The sequence below is a fragment of the Cupriavidus phytorum genome, from assembly GCF_003254285.1.
GTDB lineage: Bacteria > Pseudomonadota > Gammaproteobacteria > Burkholderiales > Burkholderiaceae > Cupriavidus > Cupriavidus phytorum.
Window position 1 is genome coordinate 63,852 of the sequence record NZ_QKZN01000005.1, and the last position, 25,537, is coordinate 89,388.

Below are 25,537 nucleotides of genomic sequence, written 5' to 3' on the forward strand. Positions count from 1 at the left end.
AGACACGCATCATGAACTTCAATCTCAGCGACGAACAGAAGCAGCTGGCCGACGCCGTCCGCCGTTTCATCGACAAGGACTACGGTTTCGAGGACCGCAAGAAGCGCTACGAAAGCGCCGCCGGCTACGGCGAGACCGCATGGGGCGCGCTCGCCGAGCTCGGCCTGACCGCGCTGCCGGTGCCGGAAGCGCAGGGCGGCTTTGCCGGCAAGGCCCTCGACATGATGGTGGTGCAGCAGGAACTGGGTCGCGGCCTGATCGTCGAGCCCTACCTGGCCACCGTGGTGGGCGCCTACGCGCTCGGCCTGGCCGGCGGGCAGGATGCGCTGCTGGAGCAGGTGGCCGGCGGCGAGCTGAAGCTGGCGGTGGCGTTCAACGAGCCGCAGGCGCGCTATGAGCTGAACAACGTGCGCGTTGCCGCGCGCGACGGCAAGCTCAACGGCCGCAAGACCGTGGTGGTGCATGGCGGCCAGGCCGACCAGCTGATCGTGTCGGCGCGCAGCAGCGGCGCCGATGCCGACCGGGATGGCATCTCGCTGTTCCTGGTCGATGCGAAGGGCAATGGCGTCAGCATCAAGGACTACCGCACCATCGACAACCTGCGCGCCGCCGATATCACCTTCCAGGACGCGCCCGCGCAACTGCTGGGGGAAGCCGGCAAGGGTTTCGCGCTGGCCGAGCAGGTGGCCGACTACGCCGCGGTGCTGCTGTGCGCCGAGGCCGTGGGCGTGATGGACACGCTCAATGCCGCGACGCTGGAATACGCCAAGACGCGCCAGCAGTTCGGCGTGCCGATCGCGCGCTTCCAGGCGCTGCAGCATCGCATGGTGGAGATGTTCATCCACGCCGAGCAGTCGCGCTCGATCACGCTGCTGGCCGCGGCTCGTTTCGAGGAGGCCACGCCGGAAGAGCGGCGCCGCTACGTCTCCGCCGCCAAGGCGCGCGTGGGCCAGGCCGCGCGCACGGTGGGCCAGGAGGCGGTGCAGATCCACGGCGGCATGGGCGTGACCAACGAACTGCCGGCCGCGCATATGTTCAAGCGGCTGACCATGATCAACACCACCTTCGGCGACGTGGACCATCACCTGGGCCGGTTCGCCGCCCAGCCCGGATTCCAGGAAGCTGCCTGATCCGGCTAGTCCCAGTCAAAACCGCGCTGCAGTCCAGGCGCGGTTTTTTTCTTTGCGCGCTGTTAGGGGCGGGTTCGGCAAATACGGACGCGCGCGCCCGCCTGCCATGCGATCATCGTGCGAACCAGTCAACCGCATCCACAACGGAGACGCCCCATGCTGTATTTCGAGGATTTTGAAGTCGGCAGCCGCCGCGAGCTGGGCTCCTACCTCGTCACCGAGGAAGAGATCCTGAGCTTCGCCCGCCAGTACGATCCGCAGCCATTCCATATCGACAAGGAAGCCGCCAGCAACAGCATCTACGGCGGCCTGATCTCGAGCGGCTGGATGACGTGCTCGATCATGATGCGGCTGCTGGTGCTGAGCACCACCGGCAAGTCGGCCAGCATGGGTTCGCCCGGCGTCGACGAGATCCGCTGGCTCAAGCCGGTCTATGCCGGCGACACGCTCACCGTCGTGCTGAACGTGCTCGACAGCCGGCCGTCGCAGTCCAAGCCGGACCGCGGCGTGGTCCATACCCAGTGGGAGGCGACCAACCAGCGCGGCGAGCTGGTGTGCACCGTCAAGGGCATGGGCATGTACGGCCGCCGGCCGGCGTAACAACACTTAACCGTCACGAGGAGACGATCGACATGCGTACCATCGCAACGCTGGAAGAACTGGAAGGGCTGCAGGGCCAGGAAGTCGCGGTCAGCGACTGGATCGAGGTGACCCAGCAGCAGGTCAACCAGTTTGCCGAGGCCACCGGCGACCACCAGTGGATCCACATCGACGTGGAGCGCGCGAAAAAAGAATCGCCTTATGGCGGCCCGATCGCGCACGGCTTCCTGACGCTGTCGCTGCTGCCCAAGTTCATGCACAACGCGCTCAGCATGCCGTCCAAGATCGGCGTCAACTACGGACTGAACCGGGTGCGCTTTACCGCACCGGTGCCGGTCGGCAGCAAGCTGCGCGCGCGCATCAAGCTGCTCAAGGTCGAGCGCCTGGATCCGCTGCCGAATTCGCCCGAACTGGTCGGCGCGCAGTCCACCTGGGAGGTCACGGTGGAGCGCGAGGGCAGCGAGCGGCCAGTGTGCATCGCTGAGTCGATCACGCGCCGTTACGGCTGAGCTGCGGCGCCGCATGCGGCACTGCGACAATATGCCACAGCGCAGTGTCGCACCCCGGAGAGCCGCGCAAAGCGCGGCTTTCTGCATATTTAAGCGTGTTTTTGTGATGTTGACGTGGATCAAGGACAGCGCGGTGCACCAATGCATTGATTGTCCGTTTAAATGAACAGTGTGTTCCGTAGCGTTGGGTTTACCCCTAATGTTGCGTTGCGGTACAGTCGCGCCCACGATGTTTTACGTGTTGCGCTCCCCGGCCGAAAACCGCGCCTGTCATGACGGCAGGTCTGTCGGGAGGCGCAAAAGCCTCGTATTCCAACGCTACCCGGCCGCAGTATTCAGCCGGGACCGTTCGCGGTTTCGGCCATCAGGTGCCGCAGCGCCGGCAAGGTCCCACAGGGCCTGCAGCGCGCGCAGTCAGTTGTCCTTCCGTGTTCATGGCGTTGCAAGGCCGCATGGTCCTCCGGCGTTAGATCCGCCGCCCGACCGCAACGCCAGCTAAGGACACGTCCTTCCGGTTTTCCCATAGCCCCACGCCTCTTGCGCGAGCATCAGGCGGTTTAGCCACGCTTTTGCCCAAAGCGCGGTGTAACCAAACCAGTCGTGACATGAAGAAACCCATACTGCCGCGGTGGACGCGGTTCCTGCCTTGCCTTGGCCTGCTCCTGCTCGCCGGCTGCAACATGACGCTGCTCGACCCGAAAGGGCAGGTCGGCGTCGACATCAAAGGCATCATCCTGATCGCCACCTGGCTGATGCTGCTGGTGGTGGTGCCGGTGATCGTGCTGACGCTGGTGTTCGCCTGGAAGTACCGCGCCAGCAATACCTCGGCACGCTACGAACCCGACTGGTCGCACTCGACCGCGATCGAAGTGGTGGTGTGGCTGATCCCGTGCCTGATCATCATCGCGCTGGGCATCATCACCTGGAAGTCCTCTCACGACCTGGACCCGTACAAGCCGCTGGAATCGAGCAAGAAGCCGGTCACGGTCGAAGTGGTGGCGCTGAACTGGAAGTGGCTGTTCATCTATCCGGAACTGAAGATCGCCACCGTCAACCAGATCGCCTTCCCGGTCGATACCCCGGTGAACTTCAAGATCACCTCGGATTCGATCATGAATTCGTTCTTCATCCCGCAACTGGGCAGCCAGGTGTACGCCATGGCCGGGATGGAAACCAAGCTCCACCTGATCGCCAACGAAGCCGGCAGCTATGACGGCGTGTCCGCCAACTACAGCGGCGGCGGCTTCTCGGGCATGAAGTTCAAGGCCATCGCCATGTCGAACTACGAGTTCGACCAGTGGGTGGCCAAGGTTCGCGCCTCGTCGACCGAACTGGGCGTCGAAGGCTACCAGACGCTGGCGCAACCCAGCGAGAAGGAGCCGGTCGCGTACTACGGCAAGGTGGAAGACCAGCTGTTCCGCCACATCCTGCACAAGTACATGGGCCACGGCGGCGCCGCACTGGCCGCCGACGGGTTCAAGGGCGGCCCGATCTGCACGTCGCGCAACACCCTCGGTGAAGAGCAGCTGTCCTTGACCACGCCGGCCGCGCTGCCGGCAGGCGCGTAATCCTGGGAGCAATGATGTTTGGCAAGTTGAGTTTGTCGGCGATTCCGTTTCATGAGCCGATCATCATGGTCGTGCTGGCCGGCGTCGCCGTGGGCGGTGCCGCGCTGCTGGGCGCGATCACCTATTTCAAGAAGTGGGGCTATCTCTGGAACGAGTGGTTCACCTCGGTCGATCACAAGAAGATCGGCGTGATGTACTGCCTGGTGGCGCTGATCATGCTGCTGCGCGGCTTTGCCGACGCGGTCATGATGCGCACCCAGCTGGCGCTGGCCACCAATGGCGCGACCGGCGTGCTGCCGCCCGAGCACTACGACCAGATCTTCACCGCCCACGGCGTGATCATGATCTTCTTCGTGGCCATGCCGCTGATGACCGGCCTGATGAACCTGGTCGTGCCGCTGCAGATCGGCGCGCGCGACGTGGCCTTCCCGTTCCTGAACACGCTGTCGTTCTGGCTGTTCGTCGCGGGCGCCATGCTGGTCAACATCTCGCTGGGCGTCGGTGAGTTCGCCAAGACCGGCTGGCTGGCCTACCCGCCGCTGTCGGGAATCGACTACAGCCCGGGCGTAGGGGTGGACTATTACCTCTGGAGCTTGCAGATCTCAGGCCTGGGCACCTTGCTGACCGGCGTGAACTTCCTGGTGACGATCCTGCGCATGCGCGCGCCTGGCATGACGCTGATGCGCATGCCGGTGTTCACCTGGACCGCGCTGTGCACCAACGTGCTGATCGTCGCCGCGTTCCCGGTGCTGACCGTGACCCTGGCGCTGCTGGGCCTGGACCGCTACCTCGGCATGCACTTCTTCACGAACGACGGTGGCGGCAACGCCATGATGTACGTGAACCTGATCTGGATCTGGGGCCACCCCGAGGTGTACATCCTGATCCTGCCGGCGTTCGGCATCTTCTCTGAAGTCATCGCCACGTTCTCGGGCAAGAAGCTGTTCGGCTACAAGGGCATGGTGTACGCGACCGCCGCGATCATGGTGCTGTCGTTCATCGTGTGGCTGCACCACTTCTTCACGATGGGCTCGGGCGCCAACGTCAACGCGTTCTTCGGCATCACCACCATGATCATCTCCATCCCGACCGGGGTGAAGATCTTCAACTGGCTGTTCACCATGTACCGCGGCCGCGTGCAGATGACCTCGCCGGTGCTGTGGACCCTGGGCTTTATGATCACCTTCGTGATCGGCGGCATGACCGGCGTGCTGATGGCGGTGCCGGCGGCCGACTTCGTGCTGCACAACAGCCTGTTCCTGATCGCCCACTTCCACAACGTGATCATCGGCGGCGTGCTGTTCGGCTACCTGGCCGGCATCACCTACTGGTGGCCGAAGGCGTTCGGCTTCAAGCTGAACGAGCGCCTGGGCAAGGCTTCGTTCTGGTGCTGGCTGGTGGGCTTCTACTTCGCCTTCATGCCGCTGTACGTGCTGGGCCTGATGGGCATGACGCGCCGCCTGAACCACACCGACAACCCGGCCTGGACGCCGTGGCTGTACCTGGCCGTGGTGGGCGTGGTGTTCGTCGCGCTGGGCATCTTCTTCCAGGTGCTGCAGATCGTGGTATCGATCCGCGACCGCAAGAAGCTGGCCGACGTGACCGGCGACCCGTGGGGCGGCCGCACGCTGGAGTGGGCCACTTCGTCGCCGCCGCCGTTCTACAACTTTGCGCACACCCCGGTGGTGCGTGACCTGGACGCGTTCGCCGACATGAAGGCGCGTGGCGAGACCCTGCCGACCGAAGGCTACGAGAAGATCCACATGCCCAAGAACACGGGCGCGGGCTTCATCATCGGCGCCTTCAGCCTGGTGTTCGGCTTTGCCCTGACCTGGCATATCTGGTGGCTGGCCATCGTTGGCCTGGTGGGCATGATCTGGGCGTTCATCCACCGCAGCAACGACGACCACATCGACTACTACGTGCCGGCCACCGAGGTCGAGCAGATCGAAACGCGCCATCTGCAGCGCATTGCTTCGCAAGCCTGAGAACCATGTCGACTCAAGTCCTAGACCGCATCCCCGCGCAGGCAGGCGCCCCGGCTCACGCCGGTGCGCACGGCCACGGCCATGACCACGCGCACCACGATACCAGTGCCAATACGGTGTATGGCTTCTGGATCTACCTGATGAGCGACTGCATCATCTTCGCCGGACTGTTCGCGGCCTTCGCCGTGCTGCGCGGCGAAGTGGCAGGCGGCCCGTCGGCGAAGGAGCTGTTCGAGCTCAACTACGTGCTGGTGGAGACCTTCATCCTGCTGTTCTCCTCGATCACGTACGGCATGGCGATGATCTCGCTGCAGAACCGCAGCCTCAAGCACGTGCAAACCTGGCTCGGCATCACCTTCCTGCTGGGCCTGGCGTTCATGGCGATGGAAATCAACGAGTTCCACCACCTGATCGCCGAAGGCGCCGGCCCGGGCCGCAGCGCGTTCCTGTCGTCGTTCTTCACGCTGGTCGGCACCCACGGCCTGCACGTCGCCAGCGGCATGCTGTGGATGATCGTGCTGATGTGGCAGCTCGGCAAGAAGGGCATCACCCCGACGCTCACCAAGCGCCTGATGTGCCTGTCGCTGTTCTGGCACTTCCTGGACGTGGTCTGGATCGGCGTGTTTACCGTGGTCTACCTGATGGGACATCTGTGATGGCACAACACAACGCACCGGCGGCGCACGGCGCCCACGACTCGCACGCGCATGACAGCCACGCTGGCGGCCACGCCAGCTTCAAGGGCTACGCGATCGGCTTCATCCTGGCCGTGATCCTGACCGTGATCCCGTTCAAGATCGTGATGGACGGCACCATGGACAAGGGCACCATCCTGTGGACCATCCTCGGCATGGCCGTGGTCCAGATGATCGTGCACCTGAAGTACTTCCTGCACCTGGACTCGTCGTCCGAACAGCGCAGCAACGTGATCGCGCTGCTGTTCACGGCGCTGATCCTGGTGATCGTGGTGGCGGGTTCGCTGTGGATCATGCACAACCTGAACGCCAACATGATGGTGATGTAAGGACCGGCGTCCTGGCATCGGAAAAAAGGGGCCGCAGGGCCCCTTTTTCATTGCCGCAACGGCGTCGTCAGGGCTTGAACGTGTCCCCCAGCACCACGCCTTCGCGCCGCGGGTCGGCGCCGCCCACCAGCACCGCCGAGCCGCCGATGGTGGTGCGGATGATGGCGCTCAGCCCGCTCGACTGCGCCGCGGTGTTGACGGTGTGGCCGAGGTTGCGCAGGCCCCTGACCAGCGGGTCGTTGTCGCCCGGCAGGCCGCCGGCCGGCGTGCTGGTGTCGACGTTGGGATGCTCGCCGCCGACGATCATGGCCGAGCCGGCGCCGTTGGAGCCACCGAAGTCGATCATCGATACCGCCTGCTGAGCATCCAGGCCCCAGTCCAGCGATGCCACCAGCGTCTTGGCGACGAACTGGATGATGGTGGCGCCGCCCGGCGAGCCGGTGGTCATGTAGAAGTCGCCGCGCGAGCCGTCGCTGTTGCGCCGGAACACCACCGTCGGCGCCATCGAGCTGCGCGGGCGCTTGCCCGGCTGCAGCCGGTTGGCCACCGGCACGCCGCCCGGCGCGGGATCGGCATTGAAGTCGGTCAGCTCGTTGTTGAGCAGGAAGCCGTTGGTCATGTGGTACGAGCCCAGGCCGGCCTCGATGGTGGTGGTCATCGCCACCACGTTGCCGTACTTGTCATGCAGCGACAGGTGCGTGGTGCCGCGTTCCTGCACCATCGAAGGCGCCAGCGGCACGTCGCCGAGGTTGCCCGCCGCCACCGGCGTGACCATCGAGCCGGTGGTGCTGATCAGGCTGGCGCGCTGGCTCAGGTAGGGCTTGTTCAGCATGGTGTCCCATGTGCCGCCGGGCAACGGGATGAAGTCTGTGTCGGCCACGTATTTGTTGCGGTCGGCATAGGCCAGGTGTCCGGCTTCGCCCATCAGGTGGGCGCCCAGCACGCTCGGCCGGCCGCCGTTCTGGTCGACCAGCGTGGGCTTGTGCGCGGCCATGTCGAAGTTCTCGACGATGCCCAGGATCTGCGCCACCGCGATCCCGCCCGACGACGGCGGCGGCATGCCGCACACCTCGTACTGCCGGTAGGTGGTGCACACCGGCGTGCGCTTCTTGGCCTGGTAGTTGGCGAGGTCGTCGAGCGTGGTCACGCCCGGCGTGGTATTGCCGTCGTAGGTGGTCTGGATCTTGGCGACGATGGCCTGCGCGATCGGCCCGTTCTTGTAGAAGGCGTCGGCGCCGTCCGCGGCGACGGCGCTGAAGACCGCCGCCAGCGCGGGATTGCGCAGCACGGTGTTGACCGCGCGCGGGGTGCCGTCGGGATTGAGGAAGTAGGCAGCCATCTCCGGATCGCGCTTGATATTGGCGACGGTGGCGCTGTCGGAAATCGCCGCAGCCATGCGCGGCGGGATCGCGAAGCCGTCGGTGGCCAGCTTGATCGCCGGCGCGAACAGCTCCTTCCAGGCGGTCTTGCCGTAATCGCGGTGGGCCAGCTCGAGCACGCGCAGCGTGCCCGGGGTGCCGATCGAGCGGCCGCTGCGCTGGGCATTGGGCAGGGGCGGGGTCGGGTCGGTCGCTGACTTCCAGCGCAGGTAGTTCTCGTCGGCCGCGGCCGGCGCGGTCTCGCGGCCGTCGTAGGCGGTCAGCTGCCGCGTCGCCGCATCGAAATGCAGGATAAAGGCGCCGCCGCCGATGCCGGACGATTGCGGCTCGACCAGGTTCAGCACCATCTGCGCCGCCACCGCGGCGTCGATCGCGGTGCCGCCGGCCTTCAGCACGTCGCATGCCGCCTTGGTCGAGACCGGGTTGTTGGTCACCGCCATATAGGTCTTGCTGTAGACCGTGACCTTGGGCGCGTAGCCGGTCGCCTGCTCCGGCGCGTTGGGGTCGCCCGGCAGCACCACGGCCTGGCCGCCGGTACTGCCGTCGAGCTCGCAGCCCGCGGTCGGCGTGACCGGCGGTGGCGGGGGCGGAGGCGGGGGATCGTCGCCGCCGCCGCAGGCGCCCAGGGTCAGCGCCAGTGCCGCCAGCGCCAGCTTGCCGCGGCGCGGGCGCCAGTACGGGGTGGCACGCGGCTGCGGCTGCGGCTCGGCGGGGGATGCGTGGGGGTCGGCAGCGTACGGCATGGTTTCTCCTTCCTTTTGTGTGGGTCCGGGAAATGCCATGGCCGGGTCGACAGGCGGGACCGCGGCCATCTTTCACCGTAGTGCCGCGGCGCGCCGGCCTTAATCATTGAATGTACGGATTTACATGCATTCGAATCCGGGTTTAAGCGCCTGCTTAATCGGCGCTGGCCGGCACGCTGGCACGCCGGCGCTTGCCAATGGCGCCACGTTGGCGCAAGCCGGTTCCGGCAACGTGCGCCATGCACCGGGATCGGACGCGCCGGCCGGCACGCACTGTCGCAGTGCGCTGATTCGCTGCACGGCGATGGTGCGCACGCGCGCGGCAGGCGGCGTCCGGCCCCGCGCACCGCCTGTAGCCGCGCCGCGCGCGCGATATCGCCGTGGCACGCTAGTTGCAGATGCATCACCCCGGGGAGCGTAGTCCCTGACCAACACCATAAACGGGAGCTGCAAATGCAACGACGTGACATGCTGAAGCTGTCGGCGATAGCCGCCGCGGCGATGATCGGTACCAGCCCGCTGGCGCTGGCGCAGTCCAAGGAGCCGATCAAGGTCGGCATCCTGCATTCGCTGTCCGGCACCATGGCGATCTCGGAAACGTCGCTGAAGGACGTGGCCCTGATGACCATCGACGAGATCAACAAGAGCGGCGGCGTGCTCGGGCGCAAGCTGGAGCCGGTGGTGGTGGATCCGGCGTCGAACTGGCCGCTGTTCGCCGAGAAGGCGCGCCAGCTGGTCAGCAAGGACAAGGTGGCGGTGACCTTCGGCTGCTGGACCTCGGTGTCGCGCAAGTCGGTGCTGCCGGTCTACGAAGAACTCAACTCGCTGCTGTTCTACCCGGTGCAGTATGAAGGCGAGGAGATGTCGAAGAACGTCTTCTACACCGGCGCGGCGCCCAACCAGCAGGCCATCCCCGCGGTCGAATACCTGATGAGCAAGGAGGGCGGCGGCGCCAAACGGTTCTTCCTGCTCGGCACCGACTACGTCTACCCGCGCACCACCAACAAGATCCTGCGCGCCTTCCTGAAGAGCAAGGGCGTGGCCGACAAGGACATCGAAGAGGTCTATACGCCGTTCGGCCACAGCGACTACCAGACCATCGTCGCCAATATCAAGAAGTTCTCGCAGGGCGGCAAGACCGCGGTGATCTCCACCATCAACGGCGATTCCAACGTGCCGTTCTACAAGGAGCTGGGCAACGCCGGGCTCAAGGCCAAGGACGTGCCGGTGGTGGCGTTCTCTGTCGGCGAAGAAGAGCTGCGCGGCATCGACACCAAGCCGCTGGTGGGCCACCTGGCCGCGTGGAACTATTTCATGTCGGTCAAGAACCCCGAGAACGACGCCTTCCGCAAGCAGTGGGCGGCGTGGGTCAAGGCCAACAACCTGCCCGGCGGCGACAAGCGCGTGACCAACGACCCGATGGAAGCCACCTACGTCGGCATCCACATGTGGGCGCAGGCGGTGAAGAAGGCCGGCAGCACCGATACCGCCAAGGTGCGCGCGGCCATGTACGGCCAGACCTTCAAGGCGCCGGACGGCTTCACCCTGACCATGGGCGAGAACCACCACCTGTACAAGCCGGTGATGATCGGCGAGGTCAAGGCCGACGGCCAGTTCGCGGTGGTGTGGAAGACGCCGAAGGCGGTGCGCGCGCAGCCGTGGAGCCCCTTCATCGCGGGCAATGAAGGGAAGCCGGACAAGGCGATGTAAGGCGGTCGACTTCCCTCTGTTTGGCTCCCCTCTCCCGCTTGCGGGAGAGGGGCTGGGGGAGAGGGCCGGCGCTGGCAATTGTGACGGCGCTCACTTCGTCATAGATGCCGGCCCTATCCCCCGACCCCTCTCCCGCGCGCGGGAGAGGGGAGTGTGCACTCAGTTTGCCAACACTCTCGCAATCGCCAGCCCTATGCGCAATCCCTTATCCGTTCGAGTCGTGCCCTGGCTGCGCGCCCTGCTGGCAGCGCTGCTGCTGGCCTCGGCGCCCTGGGCCACGGCACTGACGCAGGCCGACCTCAAGCCGCTGGCCGAAGACGACTTCGACGCCAAGACCGCCGCGCTGTCAGCCCTGGCCAAGGCAGCGCCCGCCGCAGCCGGCCCGATCCTGCAGGCGCTGCAGGACGACACCCTGCAATACGCGCCGTCGGTCGGCATGGTGCGCCAGGACGGCGACAAGCTGGTCGATGCGATCACCGGCAAGCCGGTTTCGGTCAAGGCCGACGAACTCGAGTCGCTGACCCTGAACAACAGCCTGCGCGCGCTGATCGACAGCGCCGCCAGCAGCCTGCTGCTGCAGTCGCCCGACATCGGGGTGCGCGCGCAGGCGGTGGCCACGCTGCGCGAGCAGCCGGAAAGCGCGTCGCTGGCGGCGGTGGAAGCCGCGCGCAAGGCCGAGGCCGATGCCGGCCTGCGCGCCAGCCTGGACGTGATCTGGGCCAACCTGGTGCTGGCCGATGCGCCCGATGCCACCACCCGCGAGGCGCGCCTCGAAGCCATCCGCATCCTGGGCCGCGACAGCAACCCCCAGAGCCGCCAGAAACTGGCGCCGCTGGTGGAGCGCGACAGCGCCGGCCGCTACCGCGAGCCCGACGGCAGCGTGCGGCTGGCCGCGCAGCGGGCGCTGGACACGCTGCAGCGCGACCAGCGCCGCGCCGAAGTGATCGGCAACCTGTTCGCCGGGCTGAGCCTGGGCAGCGTGCTGCTGCTGGCCGCGCTAGGACTCGCCATCACCTATGGCCTGATCGGCGTGATCAACATGGCGCACGGCGAATTCCTGATGATCGGCGCCTATGCCACCTACGTGGTGCAGTCGCTGTTCCGCGCCTATGCGCCGGGCGCGCTCGACTGGTATCTGCCCGCGGCGCTGCCAGCTTCGTTCCTGGCTGCCGCGATGGTGGGCTTCGTGCTGGAGCGGCTGGTGCTGCGCCACCTGTACGGGCGTCCGCTGGAAACGCTGCTGGCCACCTTCGGCGTGAGCCTGCTGCTGATGCAGGCGGTGCGCACGCTGTTCGGTGCGCAGAACGTCGAAGTGTCCAACCCCGGATGGATGAGCGGCGGCATCGAGTGGATGCCGGGGCTGGTAATTCCCTACAACCGCATCGTCATCGTGCTGTTCGCGCTGGCGGTGGTGGCCATCGCATGGGCGGTGCTCAACCGCACCCGGCTGGGCCTGTTCGTGCGCGCCACCACGCAGAACCGCACCATGGCCGCGTGCGTGGGCGTGCGCACCTGGCAGGTCGACAGCTATGCCTTTGCCTTCGGCGCCGGCATCGCCGGGCTCGGCGGCTGCGCGCTGTCGCAGATCGGCAATGTCGGTCCCGACCTGGGCCAGGCCTACATCATCGATTCGTTCATGGTGGTGGTGCTGGGCGGGGTGGGGCAGCTGGCCGGCACCATCGTCGGTGCCTTCGGGCTGGGCATCCTCAACAAGTTCATCGAACCCTTCTATGGCGCGGTGCTGGCCAAGATCCTGGTCCTGGTGCTGATCGTGCTGTTTATCCAGAAGCGGCCGCAGGGACTGTTCGCGCTCAAGGGGCGCAGCGCGGAGGCATGATGCAGCGATTCCAACCGAACTCTTCCGCGGCACCGTTCCGGCTGGCCGTGCCCGAACGCCAGTCGCTGTTCTCGCCGCGCGGCTGGATCGCGCTGCTGGCGCTGACGGCAAGCGTCGGCATCGGCGTGCCGGTGTGCGCGCTGCTGCTGCCGGAAGGCCATCCACTGCACCTGTCGGCGTATGCGCTGACGCTGGTCGGCAAGATCATGTGCTTCGCGCTGGCGGCGATCGCGCTCGACCTGGTGTGGGGCTACTGTGGCATCCTCAGCCTCGGCCATGGGCTGTTCTTCGCGCTGGGCGGCTATGCCATGGGCATGTACCTGATGCGTTCGATCGGGCGCGAAGGCGTATACCAGAGCGACCTGCCGGACTTCATGGTGTTCCTCGACTGGAAGGAGCTGCCGTGGTTCTGGCACGGCACCGATCATCTCGGCTATGCGCTGCTGCTGGTGGTGCTGGTGCCGGGCGTGCTGGCGTGGTTGTTCGGCTTCTTTGCCTTCCGCTCGCGCATCAAGGGCGTGTACCTGTCGATCATCACGCAGGCGATGACCTATGCGGCGATGCTGCTGTTCTTCCGCAACGAGACCGGCTTCGGCGGCAACAACGGCTTTACCGACTTCAAGCGCATCGCCGGCTTTGCCATCGCCGCGCCGCAGACGCGCACGGCGCTGTTCGTGCTGACCTTCCTGGCACTGCTGGCGGGCTTCATCGCCTGCCGCTACATCGTCACCTCGAAGCTTGGCCGGGTGGTCACGGCGGTGCGCGATGCCGAGATGCGCGTGATGTTCTCGGGCTACAACCCGCTCGGCTACAAGCTGTTCGTGTGGACCTTCTCGGCGGTGCTGTGCGGCATCGCCGGCGCGCTCTACGTGCCGCAGGTCGGCATCATCAACCCGGGCGAGATGTCGCCCGGCAATTCGATCGAGATGGCGGTGTGGGTGGCCGTGGGCGGGCGCGGCACGCTGGTCGGGCCGGTGATCGGCGCGTTCCTGGTCAATGGCGCCAAGACGCTGTTCACCGCGCACTTCGCCGAATACTGGCTGTTCCTGCTGGGCGCGATGTTCGTGCTGGTGACGCTGTACCTGCCCGACGGCGTGACCGGCCTGTGGCAGCGCTGGCGCGAGCGCCGCGCGAACCCCGCCACGCAGGAGCCGGTGGCCACGCCGGCGGTTGCCGGCCGCAGCGGAGGCGAAGCATGAACGCCGCACTCGAACACGGCCAGGCCGAAAGCGGCGACGCCACCGGCCTGGGCCGCATCGTCGAGCCGGGCACCATCGACGTGTCGCACGGCCCGATCCTTTACCTCGAGGACGTCACCGTGCGGTTCGACGGCTTCCGCGCGCTGAACCAGCTGAACCTGTCGATCGACCACGGCGAGCTGCGCTGCGTGATAGGCCCCAACGGCGCCGGCAAGACCACCATGATGGATGTCATCACCGGCAAGACCGGGCCGCGCAACGCCAATGTCAGCGGGCGCGTGTTCCTGGGCCAGACCATCGACCTGATGCGGATGACCGAGCCGCGCATCGCGCAGGTCGGCATCGGCCGCAAGTTCCAGAAGCCCACCGTGTTCGAGCAGCACGCGGTGTGGGAAAACCTGGAGCTGGCGATGCAGGCCGACAAGCGCTGGTGGTCGTCGTTGCGCGCGCGGCTGACCGCGGCCGGGCATCGCCGCATCGAGCAGACGCTGGCGCTGACCGGCCTCGAGGCCGAGGCCTACCGGCCCGCCGGGCTGCTGTCGCACGGGCAGAAGCAGCGGCTGGAGATCGGCATGCTGCTGATGCAGCAGCCACAGTTGCTGCTGCTCGACGAGCCCGTGGCCGGCATGACCGATGAAGAGACCATGCAGCTCGCCAGCCTGCTCAACGGCCTGCGCGGCAGCTGCTCGATGATGGTGGTGGAGCACGACATGGAGTTCGTCGCCGCGCTGGCGGGCGCGGCCGGCAAGGTCACGGTGCTGGCCGAGGGCAGCGTGCTGGCCGAAGGCACGCTCGACAGCGTCAAGCGCGACGAACGCGTGATCGAATCCTACCTGGGGAGATAGGCATGCTGCAGGTCAATGCACTGAACCAGTACTATGGCGGCAGCCATATCCTGCGCAACGTCAGCTTCGAGGTGCCGGCCGGCAAGCTGACCACGCTGCTCGGCCGCAACGGCGTCGGCAAGAGCACGCTGCTGAAATGCCTGATGGGCGTGGTGCCGACGCGCAGCGGCAGCATCCACTGGGACGGCAAGCCGCTGGAAAAGAAGGCGCCGTACGAACGCGTCGCGGCCGGCCTGGCCTATGTGCCGCAGGGGCGCGAGATTTTCCCCCGGCTGACGGTCGAGGAGAACCTGCTGATCGGCGCCGCCAGCCGCGCGCGGCCCGCGGGCGTGCCGGAACGCATCTACCAGTTGTTCCCGGTGCTGCGCACCATGCGGCTGCGCCGCGGCGGCGACCTGTCCGGCGGCCAGCAGCAGCAACTGGCGATCGGGCGCGCGCTGATGAGCGAGCCGGGCCTGCTGATCCTGGACGAACCCACCGAAGGCATCCAGCCCTCGATCATCCAGGACATCGGCCGCGCGTTGCGGCTGCTGGTCGACGAATTTGGCATGACGGTGCTGCTGGTCGAGCAGTACTACGAATTCGCGCGGCATATTGCCGACCACTATGTGGTGATGAGCCGCGGCGAAGTGGTGGCGCGCGGCGCCGGCGCCGGCATGGAGCGGGACGGCGTGCGCGAGCTGATCGCCGTATAGCCCGCACGCAAGTTCGATTCCCCCGCAATGCGCCATCCCGATTTCCCTTCGTCCCTCGCCATGCCGGCGGCCTGGCAGGCCACGCTGGAGCTGCGCTTTGCGCGGCGCGGCGAGCGCACCGTGCTGACCGGGCGGCGCCACCGGGGCCCGCTGCTGGTGCAGAAGGCGCTGTACCCGGAAGGGGGCATCTGCCACGCGGTGATCCTGCATCCGCCGGCCGGCGTCGCCGGTGGCGACAGCCTCGAGATCGACGTGACGGTGGAGGCCGGCGCGCATGCGGTGCTGGCCACGCCGGGCGCCACCAAGTGGTACAAGTCGCTCGGCCGCGACGCGGCCCAGCGGGTGCGGCTGGCGGTGGGAGAGGGCGCGCGGCTGGACTGGTTGCCGCAGGAGAACATCGTCTTCGACGACGCGCGCGCGCGGATTGCCACCGAGCTCGAGGTCGCGCCGGGCGGCAGCGCGATCGGCTGGGATGCCGTGGTGCTCGGCAGGCAAGCATCGGGCGAGCAGTGGGCGCGCGGCGCGCTGTGGCTGGATACGCGCATCGGCGCCGGCGAGCGCGCGCTGTGGATCGAGCAAGCGCAGATCGAGGCGGCATCGCCGCTGCGCCATGCCGTGCCCGGGCTGGACGGGCTGAACGTGCTTGGCACGCTGTGGGCCGTCGGTGCAGGCGCCACGCAAGACCTTGCCGAAGCGCTGGCCGAGCGGCTGCCCTATACGCCGGCGTTGCGCGCCGGCGTGACCTGCCTCGCCGCCAACGGTCAGTCGATGCTGCTGCTGCGCGTGCTGGGCCGGCACATGGAAGCGGTGCGCCAGGTCATGACCGACACCTGGCAGGCGCTGCGCATGCCGCTCCATGGCGTCGCGGCGCAACCGCTGCGGCTGTGGGCGACGTAACCCGTCACTACGCAACCGAACATCAAACAGGAAGAGAGATGGAACTGACGCCGCGAGAGAAAGACAAGCTGCTGATCTTCACCGCCGCGCTGCTGGCCGAGCGGCGCAAGGCCCGCGGGCTGAAGCTGAACTACCCGGAAGCGGTGGCGCTGATCACCGCCGCCATCATGGAAGGCGCCCGCGACGGCCGCACCGTGGCGGAGTTGATGCACGAAGGCACCACGGTACTGACGCGCGACGATGTGATGGACGGCATCGCGGAGATGATCCCTGAGATCCAGGTCGAGGCTACCTTCCCGGACGGCACCAAGCTGGTCACCGTCCACCATCCCATTGTCTGAAACGCATCGATCACCGAACCAACAACCCGCCACGCCAATGACCGCGATGACCCGTACCGCTTGCCTGCGCCTTGCCCTGGGCGCTTCCCTGACCGTTGCCGCCGGCGCCGCGCTGGCGCATCCCGGCCACGATGCCGCCACCGTCGGCGCCAGCCTGTGGGCCGGCCTGGCGCATCCGTTCACCGGCGCCGACCACCTGCTGGCGATGGCCGCGGTGGGGGTATGGAGCGCACTGGTGGCGCGTTCCGCCGCCGATACGTTGCGCCTGCCGCTGGCCTTCGTGGGCTTGATGCTGGTGGGCGCCGCGCTCGGCCTCGCCGGCATGGCGCTGCCGGCGGTGGAGCCGATGATCGCGGCTTCGCTGCTGGTGCTCGGGCTGCTGCTGGCGCTGCGCGCCAGGCTGCCGGCGTGGGCCGGCACGCTGCTGGTGGGCGGCTTTGCCGTGTTCCACGGCTATGCGCATGGCGCGGAACTGCCCGCCAGCGCGGGCGCGCTGCCGGCGGTGCTGGCCTATGTCGGCGGGTTCGCCGCGGCCACCATGGCGCTGCACCTGCTGGGCATCGGCGCCGGCACGCTGCTGCGCCGCCGCGCCGGCTGGCTGGCGCGCGCGGCCGGCGCGGGCGTGGCGCTGTACGGCGCCGGCCTGCTGGTGGCCTGAGGAGAACCGCCATGATCCCCGGTGAACTGATGCCCGCCGACGGCGAGATAGCACTCAATGTCGGCCGCGCCACCGTCAGCGTGACCGTGGCCAATACCGGCGACCGGCCGATCCAGGTCGGCTCGCACTTCCACTTCTACGAAACCAACGCGGCGCTGTCGTTCGAGCGCGAGGCCGCGCGCGGCTTTCGCCTGAACATCGCCGCGGGCACCGCGGTGCGGTTCGAGCCCGGGCAGACCCGCACCGTGGAACTGGTGGCGCTGGCGGGCGACCGCATCGTCTACGGCTTCAACGGCAAGATCATGGGAGCGCTGTGATGGCATCGATCTCCAGGCAGGCCTATGCCGAAATGTTCGGCCCCACCACCGGCGACCGCCTGAGGCTGGCCGACACCGGGCTGATCATCGAAGTCGAGAAGGACTTCACTATCTACGGCGAGGAAGTCAAGTTCGGCGGCGGCAAGGTGATCCGCGACGGCATGGGGCAGAGCCAGCGCATGGCCCAGGACTGCGTCGACACCGTGATCACCAATGCGCTGATCGTCGACCACTGGGGCATCGTCAAGGCCGATATCGGGCTCAAGCACGGGCGCATCGCGGCGATCGGCAAGGCCGGCAATCCCGACATCCAGCCCGGCGTCACCATCGTGGTCGGCCCCGGCACCGAAGTGATCGCGGCCGAGGGCATGATCGTCACCGCCGGCGGCATCGACAGCCATATCCACTTCATCTGCCCGCAGCAGATCGACGAGGCGCTGATGAGCGGCGTCACCACCATGATCGGCGGCGGCACCGGGCCCGCCACCGGCACCTTCGCCACCACCGTGACGCCGGGGCCGTGGTACATGGAGCGCATGCTGCAGGCGGCCGACGCCTATCCGATGAATATCGGCCTGCTGGGCAAGGGCAACGCCAGCCAGCCGGGGCCGATCCTGGAGCAGGTGCAAGCCGGCGCCATCGGCCTGAAGCTGCATGAGGACTGGGGCACCACGCCGGCGGCGATCGACACCTGCCTGTCGGTGGCGGACGAGACCGACACCCAGGTGGCGATCCACACCGATACGCTCAACGAGGCCGGCTTCGTCGAGGCCACCATCACCGCGTTCAAGGGCCGCACCATCCATACCTACCACACCGAGGGCGCGGGCGGCGGCCATGCGCCGGACATCATCAAGGTGTGCGGCGAGGCCAACGTGCTGCCCTCGTCGACCAACCCGACGCGCCCGTACACCATCAACACGCTGGACGAGCATCTCGACATGCTGATGGTGTGCCACCACCTGGACCCGTCGATCGCCGAGGACATTGCTTTCGCCGAAAGCCGCATCCGCCGCGAGACCATCGCCGCCGAGGACATCCTGCACGACCTCGGCGCGTTCTCGATGATCTCGAGCGATTCGCAGGCGATGGGGCGCGTCGGCGAAGTGATCATCCGAACCTGGCAGACCGCGCACAAGATGGCGGCTCAGCGCGGCAAGCTGCCCGGCGATCCGCACGATGCGCGTGGTGGGCACGACAACTTCCGCGTCCGGCGCTATGTTGCCAAGTACACCATCAACCCGGCGCTGACCCATGGCATCGCGCATGAGGTAGGTTCGGTCGAGGTCGGCAAGTGGGCCGACCTGGTGCTGTGGCGGCCCGCGTTCTTCGGCGTCAAGCCCAGCCTGATCCTGAAGGGCGGCATGATCGCCGCGGCCGCGATGGGCGATCCCAATGCCTCGATCCCGACGCCGCAGCCGGTGCACTACCGTCCCATGTTTGCCGCGGCCGGCGGCGCGCTGCATCGTTCCTCGCTGACCTTCGTCTCGCAGGCGGCGCTGGCGGCTGGCATCGGTGAACGCTACGGACTGGCCAAGACCCTGGCCGCGGTCCGCGGCACCCGCACCGTCAGCAAGCGCGACATGATCCACAACGACTGGCAACCGCACGTCACGGTCGATCCCGAGACCTACCAGGTGGTTGCCGACGGCAAGCTGCTGACCTGCGAGCCCGCCACCGAGCTGCCGATGGCGCAGCGCTATTTCCTGTTTTGATGGGTGCGGAATCGCCATGCTGAAGATCGATAAACACCTGACCGCGCCGCACGGCATCGCCAGCGTGCTGGTGCGCCGCGCCCCCAAGCTGGTGCTGCCGTTCGCCGACCGCAGCAAGAGCCGCCTGCGCGCCGTGCTCGACAACGGCACCGACGCCGCGCTGTTCCTGCCGCGCGGCACCGTGCTGCGCGGCGGCGACCTGCTGGTGGCGGAGGACGGCAGTTTCATCGAGGTCCAGGCCGCCGCCGAGTCCGTGCTGGAAGGGCGCGCACAAGACCCGCACGCGCTGATGCGCGCGGCCTACCACCTCGGCAACCGCCACACGCCGGTGGAGATCGGGCGCGACTACCTGCGGCTCGAATATGACGCGGTGCTGGCCGACATGCTGCGGCGGCTGGGCGTGCAGGCGAACCGCGCCGAACTGCCGTTCGAGCCGGAGGCGGGCGCCTATGGCGGCGGGCACAAGCACGGGCACGACGCGACCTTCGCGGAGGATTATGCGGCGGCGCAGGCGGTGTTTCATGAGCATCATGGGCATGGGCATGGGCATGGGCATGGGCATGGGCATGGGCATGATCATGGCGATATGGATCATGTTGACGATGCAGACTGCGTGCGTAAGCATTGATTCCGGCTAATGCTTAAGACATCAGGGCGCGATTGTGAATCTGGCTGAGAACGTTACCAATACCGACACCGCGCTCCCCTCTCCCGCTTGCGGGAGAGGGGATGGGGGAGAGGGCCAGCGCCTGCCAGCACCGACATTCGTCCGCATGCTCCGCTCCAACCAGACCAAGGCGGAGCAACGTCTTTGGTACCACTTCCGTGCCCACCGATTTCTGGGGTTGAAATTCAAGCGTCAACAGCAGTGCGGGCCTTATGTCGCGGATTTCGTCTGCATCGCGTTCAAACTGGTCATCGAAGTGGATGGCGGCCAGCATGGCTCTGAGGCTGATGCGACAAGAGATGCCTGGTTCCATCGCGAGGGATATGGTGTGTTGCGGTTTTGGAACCATGATGTATTGGGAAATACGGTGGCAGTACTAGAAACAATACGCGAGGTGTTGTTGGAGTCGGGGCTCGTGGATGCTCCGGCCCTCTCCCCCGACCCCTCTCCCGCAAGCGGGCGAGGGGAGCGAACCATCGCAAAGCAAAGCGTCGTGTGATGACCCATCTCCACCAGCTCATCTCACTGCTCCACCTCGCCTCGCCATCGCTGCCCATCGGCGGCTTCAGCTATTCGCAAGGCCTCGAAGCTGCCATCGAATGCGGCGTCGTGCATGACGCCCCGACCGCCGAGCGCTGGATCCGCGACAACCTGCGGCATGTCCAGGCGCAATGCGAGGCGCCGTTGTGGCTGCTGCAGCATCGCCACTGGCAGGCGGGCGACGCCGCGCAGGTGCGGGCCTGGAACGACTGGTTCCACGCCACCCGAGAGACCTCCGAGCTGCGGCTGGAGACCGAGCAGATGGGCTGGTCGCTGGCCCGCCTGATCGCGCAGATGGAGTGGGGCACGCCGGCGTTGCGCGACGCGCTGGCCGCGCTGTCGCCGGTATGCCTGCCGACCGCGTTCACCGCCGCCTGCGTGGCGCTGCAGATCGGTGCGCGCGACGGCCTGGCGGCCTACTGCTTCAACTGGGCCGAGAACCAGGTGGCCGCGGCGATCAAGGCGGTGCCGCTGGGGCAGGTGGCGGGGCAGCACATGCTGCGCCGACTGCATGGCGCCGTGCTCGATACCGTTGATGAAGCCGGCCGCCGCGCCGAAGCCACGCCGCCGCAACTGTCGACGTTTTCCCCGATGCTGGGACTGCTGTGCGCACGCCACGAAACGCAGTACTCCCGGCTGTTCCGATCCTGAACCGATACCGCACCATGACTCACGCCCGTACCAAGAAGAACCCTCCGCTGCGCGTCGGCGTCGGCGGCCCCGTCGGCTCCGGCAAGACCACCTTGCTGGAAATGCTGTGCAAGGCGATGCGCGACCGTTATGACCTGGTCGCGATCACCAACGACATTTACACCAAGGAAGACCAGCGCCTGCTGACGATCTCCGGCGCGCTGCCGGCCGAGCGCATCCTGGGCGTGGAAACCGGCGGCTGCCCGCACACCGCGATCCGCGAGGACGCATCGATCAATCTGGAAGCGGTCGATCGCATGCTGGCGCGCTTCCCGGATGCCGACGTGGTCTTCATAGAGTCCGGCGGCGACAACCTGGCCGCGACCTTCAGCCCAGAACTTTCTGATCTTACGATCTACGTGATCGACGTCGCCGGGGGCGAGAAGATTCCGAGGAAGGGCGGGCCGGGCATCACCAAGTCCGACCTGCTGGTGATCAACAAGACCGACCTGGCGCCGTATGTGGGCGCATCGCTGCCGGTGATGGAAAGCGATGCGCGCAAGATGCGTGGCAGCCGGCCGTTCGTGATGGGCAGCGTCAAGTCCGGACAGGGGCTGGACCAGGTGATCGGCTTCATCGAACGGCAGGGCATGCTGGGGCTCTAGCCTTCCGGGGGCGCGTCGGCATCGGGTGCCGGCCTGGTGCCGGAGCCGCCGTGGCCGAGCGCCGGGCGGAAGCTGCCCTTGCCCGCCAGCGCCCGCGCCACCGCGGCGACCAGGTTCAGCTCGGGCTCGGTCAGCTCGGCCATGTGGTGCATGGTGGCCTCGATTGCCGCGCGCTGGCGGTTGCCGAACGGCGCGCGCGATTGCTCGACCTGCAGCTGGCTGGCGTCGTGGCGGCTGAAGTCGAGCATCTCGGCGGTGGGCACGGCGAGGGTCTCGGCCAGCCTGCAGATGTTGGCCAGCGCCAGGTTGCGCTTGCCGCTTTCAATGCCGCTCAGGTACGAGCGCGACAGTCCGCTTTCGAGCGAAAGCGTCTCCTGGGACCAGCCTCGTTGCTTGCGTAGCCAGGCGAGATGCAATCCGAAAAGTCTGAGATTTCGAGAGGTCATGGGGTCAACAAAAGTTCGGAGTGGTCTGAGGCTAAGGGTTTGACCTTGAGGCCACGACAACTTATCCTCATCCTCACTATCGGTGTCCGATCCGCAAATTGAGGGGCGCGCCAGGCATTGGCGCGGCACGATGGCATCAACCGGGTGGCCTGCATCGCAGCGCCGCGCCAGACGGGTTATTGCGCAAGACCGCGCGTCACGCTGCCACGCGTGCGCCGGCTGCGCGGACAGGCGCAGCACGCCTGTCGCCCTGCAGGGGGATTGCCATGCAGATCTTCACGCTGTTCGAGGCGCGCATGCGCGCCATCGATGCCGACCGCCACGCGCCGTCGGATTTCCTTCCCGGATTCCAGCCACGCCTGCTTGCCGCCGCTGCCGGTCTCGGCTGTACCTGCGACTACGTCTTCCTCTGCGCCGGCGAGCGCCAGCCCGAATTTTCAGCGGATTGCCATGAATGGTGGGGTTGCCTGCGCGGTGGCCTGCGCCTGTCTTCGCCCGGCCGCGGCAGCTTGCTGGTCGGCGGCGGCGAATTGTTCGCGCCCGCGCCCGGCGTGCCGATGCGGGTGCAGGCGGTCGCCGACACCATCCTGGTGCGCGCGGTGCCGCAAGGCCCGGCCGGGTCCTCGCGTGCCGTGGCGATGCCCGCGGGCGCGTGGCAGTGCGCGCTGGGTGCCATTGCCCCCGTCAATGCCGGGGCCGATGCCGATGGCCTGGCCGCGCCGCATGCGCTGGCGGACGTGTCGGAAGCGGATCAATGGCAGGCGCAGCAGGGCATGCGCCCGGAGTTTGTCCAGCTGGATGGCGCGGTGGATGACTGGGGCCGGCACCTGCAGGCGCGCGGCCTGCGCTGGGCGCTGTGTTACCGGGGCGCGCTGGCCCTGCACTGGCATGGCGCGCTGGTGCGCAGCGGCGGCGACATGGCCTTCCTGCAGCCCGGCGCGCTCTACGCGCCGGACGCGCACGAGTCATGCCGGCTCGACGTGCTGGTGCCGGGCACCGGCCTGCTGTGCTGCTTCGGCGCGGGCGATGCGCCGCACGATGGCGCGGACGCCCGCGGCGGCCGGCGCGCGGACGGCCACGCCGTGGCGCGCGCGGCGCTGGCGCTGGCCTGACGGCGGGCGTGGCTTTGGCGGGCGTGGCCGCGGACCGGCGCCCTGCGCAAGCCGCGCTGCCGCCGGCCGCGGCGCGGTCTTCAGTGGCGCTTGTACTGCGTGGCGCCGAACAGCACTTCGCGCGCCTTGTCGTCCTGCAGCGCCTTGCGCGCGCTGGCCAGCACCTCGACGCCGCGCTTGACCGCGGGACGCTCGGCGATCTGGTTGAACCAGCGCTTCAGGTGCGGGTAGTCGTCCAGGTCCACGCCCTGGTTCTGCCAGCTGCGCAGCCACGGGAAGGTGGCGATATCGGCGATGGTGTACTGCTCGCCGGCCAGCCATTCGTGCTTCGACAGCTGCGTGTCGATCACGCCGTACAGGCGCTTCGCCTCGTTGGTGTAGCGGTTGACCGCGTACTCGATCTGCTCGGGCGCATAGATGCGGAAGTGGTGCGCCTGGCCCAGCATCGGACCCACGCCGCCCATCTGGAACATCAGCCACTGCAGCGTCTCGTACTTGCCGCGCACGTCCTCGGGCAGGAACCTGCCGGTCTTGCCGGCCAGGTAAAGCAGGATCGCGCCCGATTCGAACAGCGAGATCGGCTTGCCATCGGGTCCGTCCGGGTCGACGATGGCGGGAATCTTGTTGTTGGGGCTGATCTTCAGGAAGTCGTCGCCGAACTGGTCGCCGGCGCCGATATTGATCGGGTGGACCTGGTATTCCAGTCCGCACTCCTCCAGCATGATGTGGACCTTGTGGCCATTGGGCGTGGCCCAGGTGTAGACGTCGATCATTGCAGGGATCTCCTGGCTGCATTCATGGGAACGGCCACATCGACCACCGACGTGGCGAACCGCGCGATTTAAGCACAGAAGAAAAAAACGCGCAGGCCGGCTGCGCGTTTTCCACAATGCCGGCAGGGGCGGGCCCCGCTGGCGCTACCGGGTGCTCCGGGACGCTCAGAAACCGCGCGCCACCGGCATCTTGATGGTGTCCGGGTTGACGTTCATGTGCTTGGCCAGTTCCAGCTTGGCGATGGCGTTGCGGTGCACCTCGTCCGGACCGTCGGCCAGGCGCAGCGTGCGCTGGTGCGCCCACCAGTTGGCCAGCGGGAAGTCGCTGGAAACGCCGGCGGCGCCGTGGACCTGGATGGCCCAGTCGATCACCTTCAGCGCCACGTTGGGGGCCACCACCTTGATCATGGCGATCTCGGCCTTGGCCACCTTGTTGCCGACCGTGTCCATCATGTATGCGGCCTTCAGCGTCAGCAGGCGCGCCATCTCGATCTCGCAACGGGCCTCGGCGATGCGCTCCTGCGTCACGCCCTGGGCCGACACCGGCTTGCCGAATGCCACCCGCGACAGCGCGCGCTTGCACAGCAGTTCCAGCGCGCGCTCGGCCACGCCGATGCTGCGCATGCAGTGGTGGATGCGGCCAGGGCCGAGGCGGCCCTGCGCGATCTCGAAGCCGCGGCCTTCGCCCAGCAGGATGTTCGAGACCGGCACGCGCACGTTCTTCAGCTCGATCTCCATATGGCCGTGCGGCGCGTCGTCGTAGCCGAACACCGGCAGGAAGCGCTTGATGGTGATGCCCGGGGTATCGGCCGGCACCACCACCATCGATTGCTGCTCATGGCGGCCGGCCTCGGGATCGGTCTTGCCCATCACGATATAGACCTTGCAGCGCGGGTCGCCGGCGCCCGACGACCACCACTTGGTGCCGTTGATCACGTAGTGGTCGCCATCGCGCTCAATGCGGCATTCGATATTGGTCGCGTCCGACGAGGCCACCGCCGGCTCGGTCATCAGGAAGGCGGAGCGGATCTCGCCGGCCAGCAGCGGCTCCAGCCACTGGTCCTTCAGCTCTTCCGACGCGTAGCGCTCCAGCGTCTCCATGTTGCCGGTGTCGGGGGCCGCGCAGTTGAACACCTCGGCCGACCAGGGCACCCGTCCCATGATCTCGCACAGGGTGGCGTATTCCAGGTTCGACAGGCCCTGCGGCGCGCGCGGCGAACGCGGCAGGAACAGGTTCCACAGGCCGGCTTCGCGCGCCAGCGGCTTCAGTTCCTCGATCACCCTGGTCGGAATCCAGGCATTGCCGGCGCGGCGATTGGCGTCGATCTCCTCGGCGAAGCGCTTTTCGTTCGGATAGATGTGCTGGTCGAAGAAGGCCAGCAGCTTGGCCTGCATCTCCTTGACCTTCGGGCTGTACTCGAAATCCATGTGGTCTCCTCGCTACGGGATCGGTGGGCGCGGGCGGCCGCCGGCGCCGGTTGGCTGGGTCTTCGGGCTCTCGGGGTAACTACCCTTGCCGATGCAATGCACTCTATCTGAAAGCGTGTAA

The 25,537-nt window shown here is 67.2% G+C and carries 26 protein-coding genes; 22 read left to right on the top strand and 4 right to left on the bottom strand.

Features of this window, described 5'->3' with window-relative positions:
* Positions 1-11 precede the first annotated feature (11 nt).
* The 7 genes from C7416_RS14470 (at position 12) to cyoD (ending at position 6,819) form a co-directional block, all read left to right on the top strand.
* Complete coding sequence (locus tag C7416_RS14470) at positions 12-1,130, top strand: acyl-CoA dehydrogenase family protein (protein ID WP_111519572.1); 1,119 nt, start codon at positions 12-14, stop codon at positions 1,128-1,130.
* A 156-nt stretch (positions 1,131-1,286) separates the two neighbouring features.
* Positions 1,287-1,730, top strand: coding sequence for a MaoC family dehydratase (locus tag C7416_RS14475; protein ID WP_062797790.1), 444 nt, complete (start codon positions 1,287-1,289; stop codon positions 1,728-1,730).
* 32 nt (positions 1,731-1,762) lie between these two features.
* Positions 1,763-2,239, top strand: coding sequence for a MaoC family dehydratase (locus C7416_RS14480; RefSeq protein ID WP_111519573.1), 477 nt, complete (start codon positions 1,763-1,765; stop codon positions 2,237-2,239).
* 605 nt (positions 2,240-2,844) lie between these two features.
* Complete coding sequence (cyoA, locus tag C7416_RS14485) at positions 2,845-3,807, top strand: ubiquinol oxidase subunit II (protein WP_111519574.1); 963 nt, start codon at positions 2,845-2,847, stop codon at positions 3,805-3,807.
* A 14-nt stretch (positions 3,808-3,821) separates the two neighbouring features.
* Positions 3,822-5,795: a cytochrome o ubiquinol oxidase subunit I gene (gene cyoB, locus C7416_RS14490; RefSeq protein WP_062802089.1), complete on the top strand. Its 1,974-nt coding sequence runs from the start codon at positions 3,822-3,824 to the stop codon at positions 5,793-5,795.
* Positions 5,796-5,800: 5 nt separating this feature from the next.
* The gene (cyoC, locus tag C7416_RS14495; RefSeq protein ID WP_062797798.1) at positions 5,801-6,451 is read left to right on the top strand and encodes a cytochrome o ubiquinol oxidase subunit III; all 651 of its coding nucleotides are present in this window, start codon (positions 5,801-5,803) and stop codon (positions 6,449-6,451) included.
* The gene (gene cyoD / locus C7416_RS14500) at positions 6,451-6,819 is read left to right on the top strand and encodes a cytochrome o ubiquinol oxidase subunit IV (RefSeq protein WP_012352352.1); all 369 of its coding nucleotides are present in this window, start codon (positions 6,451-6,453) and stop codon (positions 6,817-6,819) included. Before cyoC ends, cyoD begins: the two co-directional genes overlap by 1 nt.
* Positions 6,820-6,886: 67 nt before the next feature.
* Here the strand turns inward: cyoD and C7416_RS14505 are convergent, their stop codons facing one another.
* Positions 6,887-8,941, bottom strand: a complete 2,055-nt coding sequence (locus C7416_RS14505; protein WP_111519575.1) for a gamma-glutamyltransferase family protein — start codon at positions 8,939-8,941, stop codon at positions 6,887-6,889.
* 453 nt (positions 8,942-9,394) lie between these two features.
* Between C7416_RS14505 and urtA the strand changes: the two genes are divergently transcribed.
* From urtA to ureG, 14 genes are all read left to right on the top strand, one after another.
* Positions 9,395-10,651 (top strand): urea ABC transporter substrate-binding protein, encoded by a 1,257-nt coding sequence (urtA, locus tag C7416_RS14510; protein ID WP_062797802.1) that lies wholly within the window; start codon positions 9,395-9,397, stop codon positions 10,649-10,651.
* A gap of 193 nt (positions 10,652-10,844) precedes the next feature.
* Entirely contained in the window at positions 10,845-12,488 is a 1,644-nt protein-coding gene (urtB, locus tag C7416_RS14515) for an urea ABC transporter permease subunit UrtB (protein WP_111519576.1), read from the top strand.
* Positions 12,488-13,687 (top strand): urea ABC transporter permease subunit UrtC, encoded by a 1,200-nt coding sequence (gene urtC, locus C7416_RS14520; protein WP_111519577.1) that lies wholly within the window; start codon positions 12,488-12,490, stop codon positions 13,685-13,687. Before urtB ends, urtC begins: the two co-directional genes overlap by 1 nt.
* Positions 13,684-14,532 carry an urea ABC transporter ATP-binding protein UrtD gene (urtD, locus tag C7416_RS14525; RefSeq protein ID WP_111519578.1) on the top strand — a complete coding sequence of 283 codons (849 nt, stop codon included), beginning with the start codon at positions 13,684-13,686 and terminating at the stop codon, positions 14,530-14,532. The genes urtC and urtD overlap by 4 nt, the downstream gene beginning before the upstream one ends.
* Positions 14,533-14,534: 2 nt before the next feature.
* Positions 14,535-15,227 (top strand): urea ABC transporter ATP-binding subunit UrtE, encoded by a 693-nt coding sequence (urtE, locus tag C7416_RS14530; protein ID WP_111519579.1) that lies wholly within the window; start codon positions 14,535-14,537, stop codon positions 15,225-15,227.
* 27 nt (positions 15,228-15,254) lie between these two features.
* Positions 15,255-16,124 carry an urease accessory protein UreD gene (locus tag C7416_RS14535; protein WP_111519580.1) on the top strand — a complete coding sequence of 290 codons (870 nt, stop codon included), beginning with the start codon at positions 15,255-15,257 and terminating at the stop codon, positions 16,122-16,124.
* 38 nt (positions 16,125-16,162) lie between these two features.
* On the top strand, positions 16,163-16,465 hold the full coding sequence (locus C7416_RS14540) for an urease subunit gamma (protein ID WP_018005472.1): 303 nt from the start codon (positions 16,163-16,165) through the stop codon (positions 16,463-16,465).
* A gap of 46 nt (positions 16,466-16,511) precedes the next feature.
* Positions 16,512-17,123 carry a HupE/UreJ family protein gene (locus tag C7416_RS14545; protein WP_111519888.1) on the top strand — a complete coding sequence of 204 codons (612 nt, stop codon included), beginning with the start codon at positions 16,512-16,514 and terminating at the stop codon, positions 17,121-17,123.
* 11 nt (positions 17,124-17,134) lie between these two features.
* Positions 17,135-17,440, top strand: a complete 306-nt coding sequence (locus C7416_RS14550) for an urease subunit beta (RefSeq protein WP_111519581.1) — start codon at positions 17,135-17,137, stop codon at positions 17,438-17,440.
* A complete protein-coding gene (gene ureC / locus C7416_RS14555; protein WP_181461244.1) occupies positions 17,440-19,155 on the top strand; it encodes an urease subunit alpha in 1,716 nt (571 codons plus the stop codon). Before C7416_RS14550 ends, ureC begins: the two co-directional genes overlap by 1 nt.
* A gap of 16 nt (positions 19,156-19,171) precedes the next feature.
* On the top strand, positions 19,172-19,783 hold the full coding sequence (gene ureE / locus C7416_RS14560) for an urease accessory protein UreE (protein ID WP_111519583.1): 612 nt from the start codon (positions 19,172-19,174) through the stop codon (positions 19,781-19,783).
* 145 nt (positions 19,784-19,928) lie between these two features.
* Positions 19,929-20,321 (top strand): endonuclease domain-containing protein, encoded by a 393-nt coding sequence (locus tag C7416_RS14565; RefSeq protein ID WP_111519584.1) that lies wholly within the window; start codon positions 19,929-19,931, stop codon positions 20,319-20,321.
* The gene (locus C7416_RS14570) at positions 20,321-21,013 is read left to right on the top strand and encodes an urease accessory protein UreF (protein ID WP_111519585.1); all 693 of its coding nucleotides are present in this window, start codon (positions 20,321-20,323) and stop codon (positions 21,011-21,013) included. The genes C7416_RS14565 and C7416_RS14570 overlap by 1 nt, the downstream gene beginning before the upstream one ends.
* Before the next feature lie 14 nt (positions 21,014-21,027).
* Positions 21,028-21,657 carry an urease accessory protein UreG gene (gene ureG, locus C7416_RS14575; protein WP_062797828.1) on the top strand — a complete coding sequence of 210 codons (630 nt, stop codon included), beginning with the start codon at positions 21,028-21,030 and terminating at the stop codon, positions 21,655-21,657.
* On the opposite strand, the gene C7416_RS14580 is transcribed toward ureG, so the two are convergent.
* Positions 21,654-22,073 carry a helix-turn-helix domain-containing protein gene (locus C7416_RS14580; RefSeq protein ID WP_240988151.1) on the bottom strand — a complete coding sequence of 140 codons (420 nt, stop codon included), beginning with the start codon at positions 22,071-22,073 and terminating at the stop codon, positions 21,654-21,656. The two genes, ureG and C7416_RS14580, sit on opposite strands and share 4 nt — an antisense overlap.
* Positions 22,074-22,369: 296 nt before the next feature.
* Here C7416_RS14580 and C7416_RS14585 point away from each other — a divergent pair, with 296 nt between their 5' ends.
* Positions 22,370-23,215 carry a hypothetical protein gene (locus C7416_RS14585; RefSeq protein ID WP_111519587.1) on the top strand — a complete coding sequence of 282 codons (846 nt, stop codon included), beginning with the start codon at positions 22,370-22,372 and terminating at the stop codon, positions 23,213-23,215.
* Positions 23,216-23,295: 80 nt separating this feature from the next.
* Here C7416_RS14585 and C7416_RS14590 read toward each other — a convergent pair whose 3' ends face one another.
* Together C7416_RS14590 and C7416_RS14595 are read right to left on the bottom strand one after the other, a co-directional pair.
* Positions 23,296-23,988 (bottom strand): glutathione binding-like protein, encoded by a 693-nt coding sequence (locus tag C7416_RS14590; RefSeq protein WP_111519588.1) that lies wholly within the window; start codon positions 23,986-23,988, stop codon positions 23,296-23,298.
* 165 nt (positions 23,989-24,153) lie between these two features.
* Entirely contained in the window at positions 24,154-25,416 is a 1,263-nt protein-coding gene (locus C7416_RS14595) for an acyl-CoA dehydrogenase family protein (RefSeq protein ID WP_111519589.1), read from the bottom strand.
* Positions 25,417-25,537 lie beyond the last annotated feature (121 nt).

Excerpts from the sequence above, each read along its gene's own strand:
- C7416_RS14565 (WP_111519584.1), top strand. The coding sequence starts at position 19,929 with ATGCTCCGCTCCAACCAGACCAAGGCGGAGCAACGTCTTTGGTACCAC.
- C7416_RS14540 (WP_018005472.1), top strand. The coding sequence starts at position 16,163 with ATGGAACTGACGCCGCGAGAGAAAGACAAGCTGCTGATCTTCACCGCC.
- cyoB (WP_062802089.1), top strand. The coding sequence starts at position 3,822 with ATGTTTGGCAAGTTGAGTTTGTCGGCGATTCCGTTTCATGAGCCGATC.
- C7416_RS14545 (WP_111519888.1), top strand. The coding sequence starts at position 16,512 with ATGACCCGTACCGCTTGCCTGCGCCTTGCCCTGGGCGCTTCCCTGACC.
- cyoA (WP_111519574.1), top strand. The coding sequence starts at position 2,845 with ATGAAGAAACCCATACTGCCGCGGTGGACGCGGTTCCTGCCTTGCCTT.
- C7416_RS14550 (WP_111519581.1), top strand. The coding sequence starts at position 17,135 with ATGATCCCCGGTGAACTGATGCCCGCCGACGGCGAGATAGCACTCAAT.
- ureG (WP_062797828.1), top strand. The coding sequence starts at position 21,028 with ATGACTCACGCCCGTACCAAGAAGAACCCTCCGCTGCGCGTCGGCGTC.
- ureE (WP_111519583.1), top strand. The coding sequence starts at position 19,172 with ATGCTGAAGATCGATAAACACCTGACCGCGCCGCACGGCATCGCCAGC.
- cyoC (WP_062797798.1), top strand. The coding sequence starts at position 5,801 with ATGTCGACTCAAGTCCTAGACCGCATCCCCGCGCAGGCAGGCGCCCCG.
- C7416_RS14570 (WP_111519585.1), top strand. The coding sequence starts at position 20,321 with ATGACCCATCTCCACCAGCTCATCTCACTGCTCCACCTCGCCTCGCCA.
- ureC (WP_181461244.1), top strand. The coding sequence starts at position 17,440 with ATGGCATCGATCTCCAGGCAGGCCTATGCCGAAATGTTCGGCCCCACC.
- C7416_RS14480 (WP_111519573.1), top strand. The coding sequence starts at position 1,763 with ATGCGTACCATCGCAACGCTGGAAGAACTGGAAGGGCTGCAGGGCCAG.
- C7416_RS14590 (WP_111519588.1), bottom strand. The coding sequence starts at position 23,988 with ATGATCGACGTCTACACCTGGGCCACGCCCAATGGCCACAAGGTCCAC.
- C7416_RS14585 (WP_111519587.1), top strand. The coding sequence starts at position 22,370 with ATGCAGATCTTCACGCTGTTCGAGGCGCGCATGCGCGCCATCGATGCC.
- C7416_RS14470 (WP_111519572.1), top strand. The coding sequence starts at position 12 with ATGAACTTCAATCTCAGCGACGAACAGAAGCAGCTGGCCGACGCCGTC.
- C7416_RS14505 (WP_111519575.1), bottom strand. The coding sequence starts at position 8,941 with ATGCCGTACGCTGCCGACCCCCACGCATCCCCCGCCGAGCCGCAGCCG.
- urtE (WP_111519579.1), top strand. The coding sequence starts at position 14,535 with ATGCTGCAGGTCAATGCACTGAACCAGTACTATGGCGGCAGCCATATC.
- C7416_RS14595 (WP_111519589.1), bottom strand. The coding sequence starts at position 25,416 with ATGGATTTCGAGTACAGCCCGAAGGTCAAGGAGATGCAGGCCAAGCTG.
- C7416_RS14535 (WP_111519580.1), top strand. The coding sequence starts at position 15,255 with ATGCGCCATCCCGATTTCCCTTCGTCCCTCGCCATGCCGGCGGCCTGG.
- C7416_RS14475 (WP_062797790.1), top strand. The coding sequence starts at position 1,287 with ATGCTGTATTTCGAGGATTTTGAAGTCGGCAGCCGCCGCGAGCTGGGC.
- urtB (WP_111519576.1), top strand. The coding sequence starts at position 10,845 with ATGCGCAATCCCTTATCCGTTCGAGTCGTGCCCTGGCTGCGCGCCCTG.
- urtA (WP_062797802.1), top strand. The coding sequence starts at position 9,395 with ATGCAACGACGTGACATGCTGAAGCTGTCGGCGATAGCCGCCGCGGCG.
- urtC (WP_111519577.1), top strand. The coding sequence starts at position 12,488 with ATGCAGCGATTCCAACCGAACTCTTCCGCGGCACCGTTCCGGCTGGCC.
- urtD (WP_111519578.1), top strand. The coding sequence starts at position 13,684 with ATGAACGCCGCACTCGAACACGGCCAGGCCGAAAGCGGCGACGCCACC.
- cyoD (WP_012352352.1), top strand. The coding sequence starts at position 6,451 with ATGGCACAACACAACGCACCGGCGGCGCACGGCGCCCACGACTCGCAC.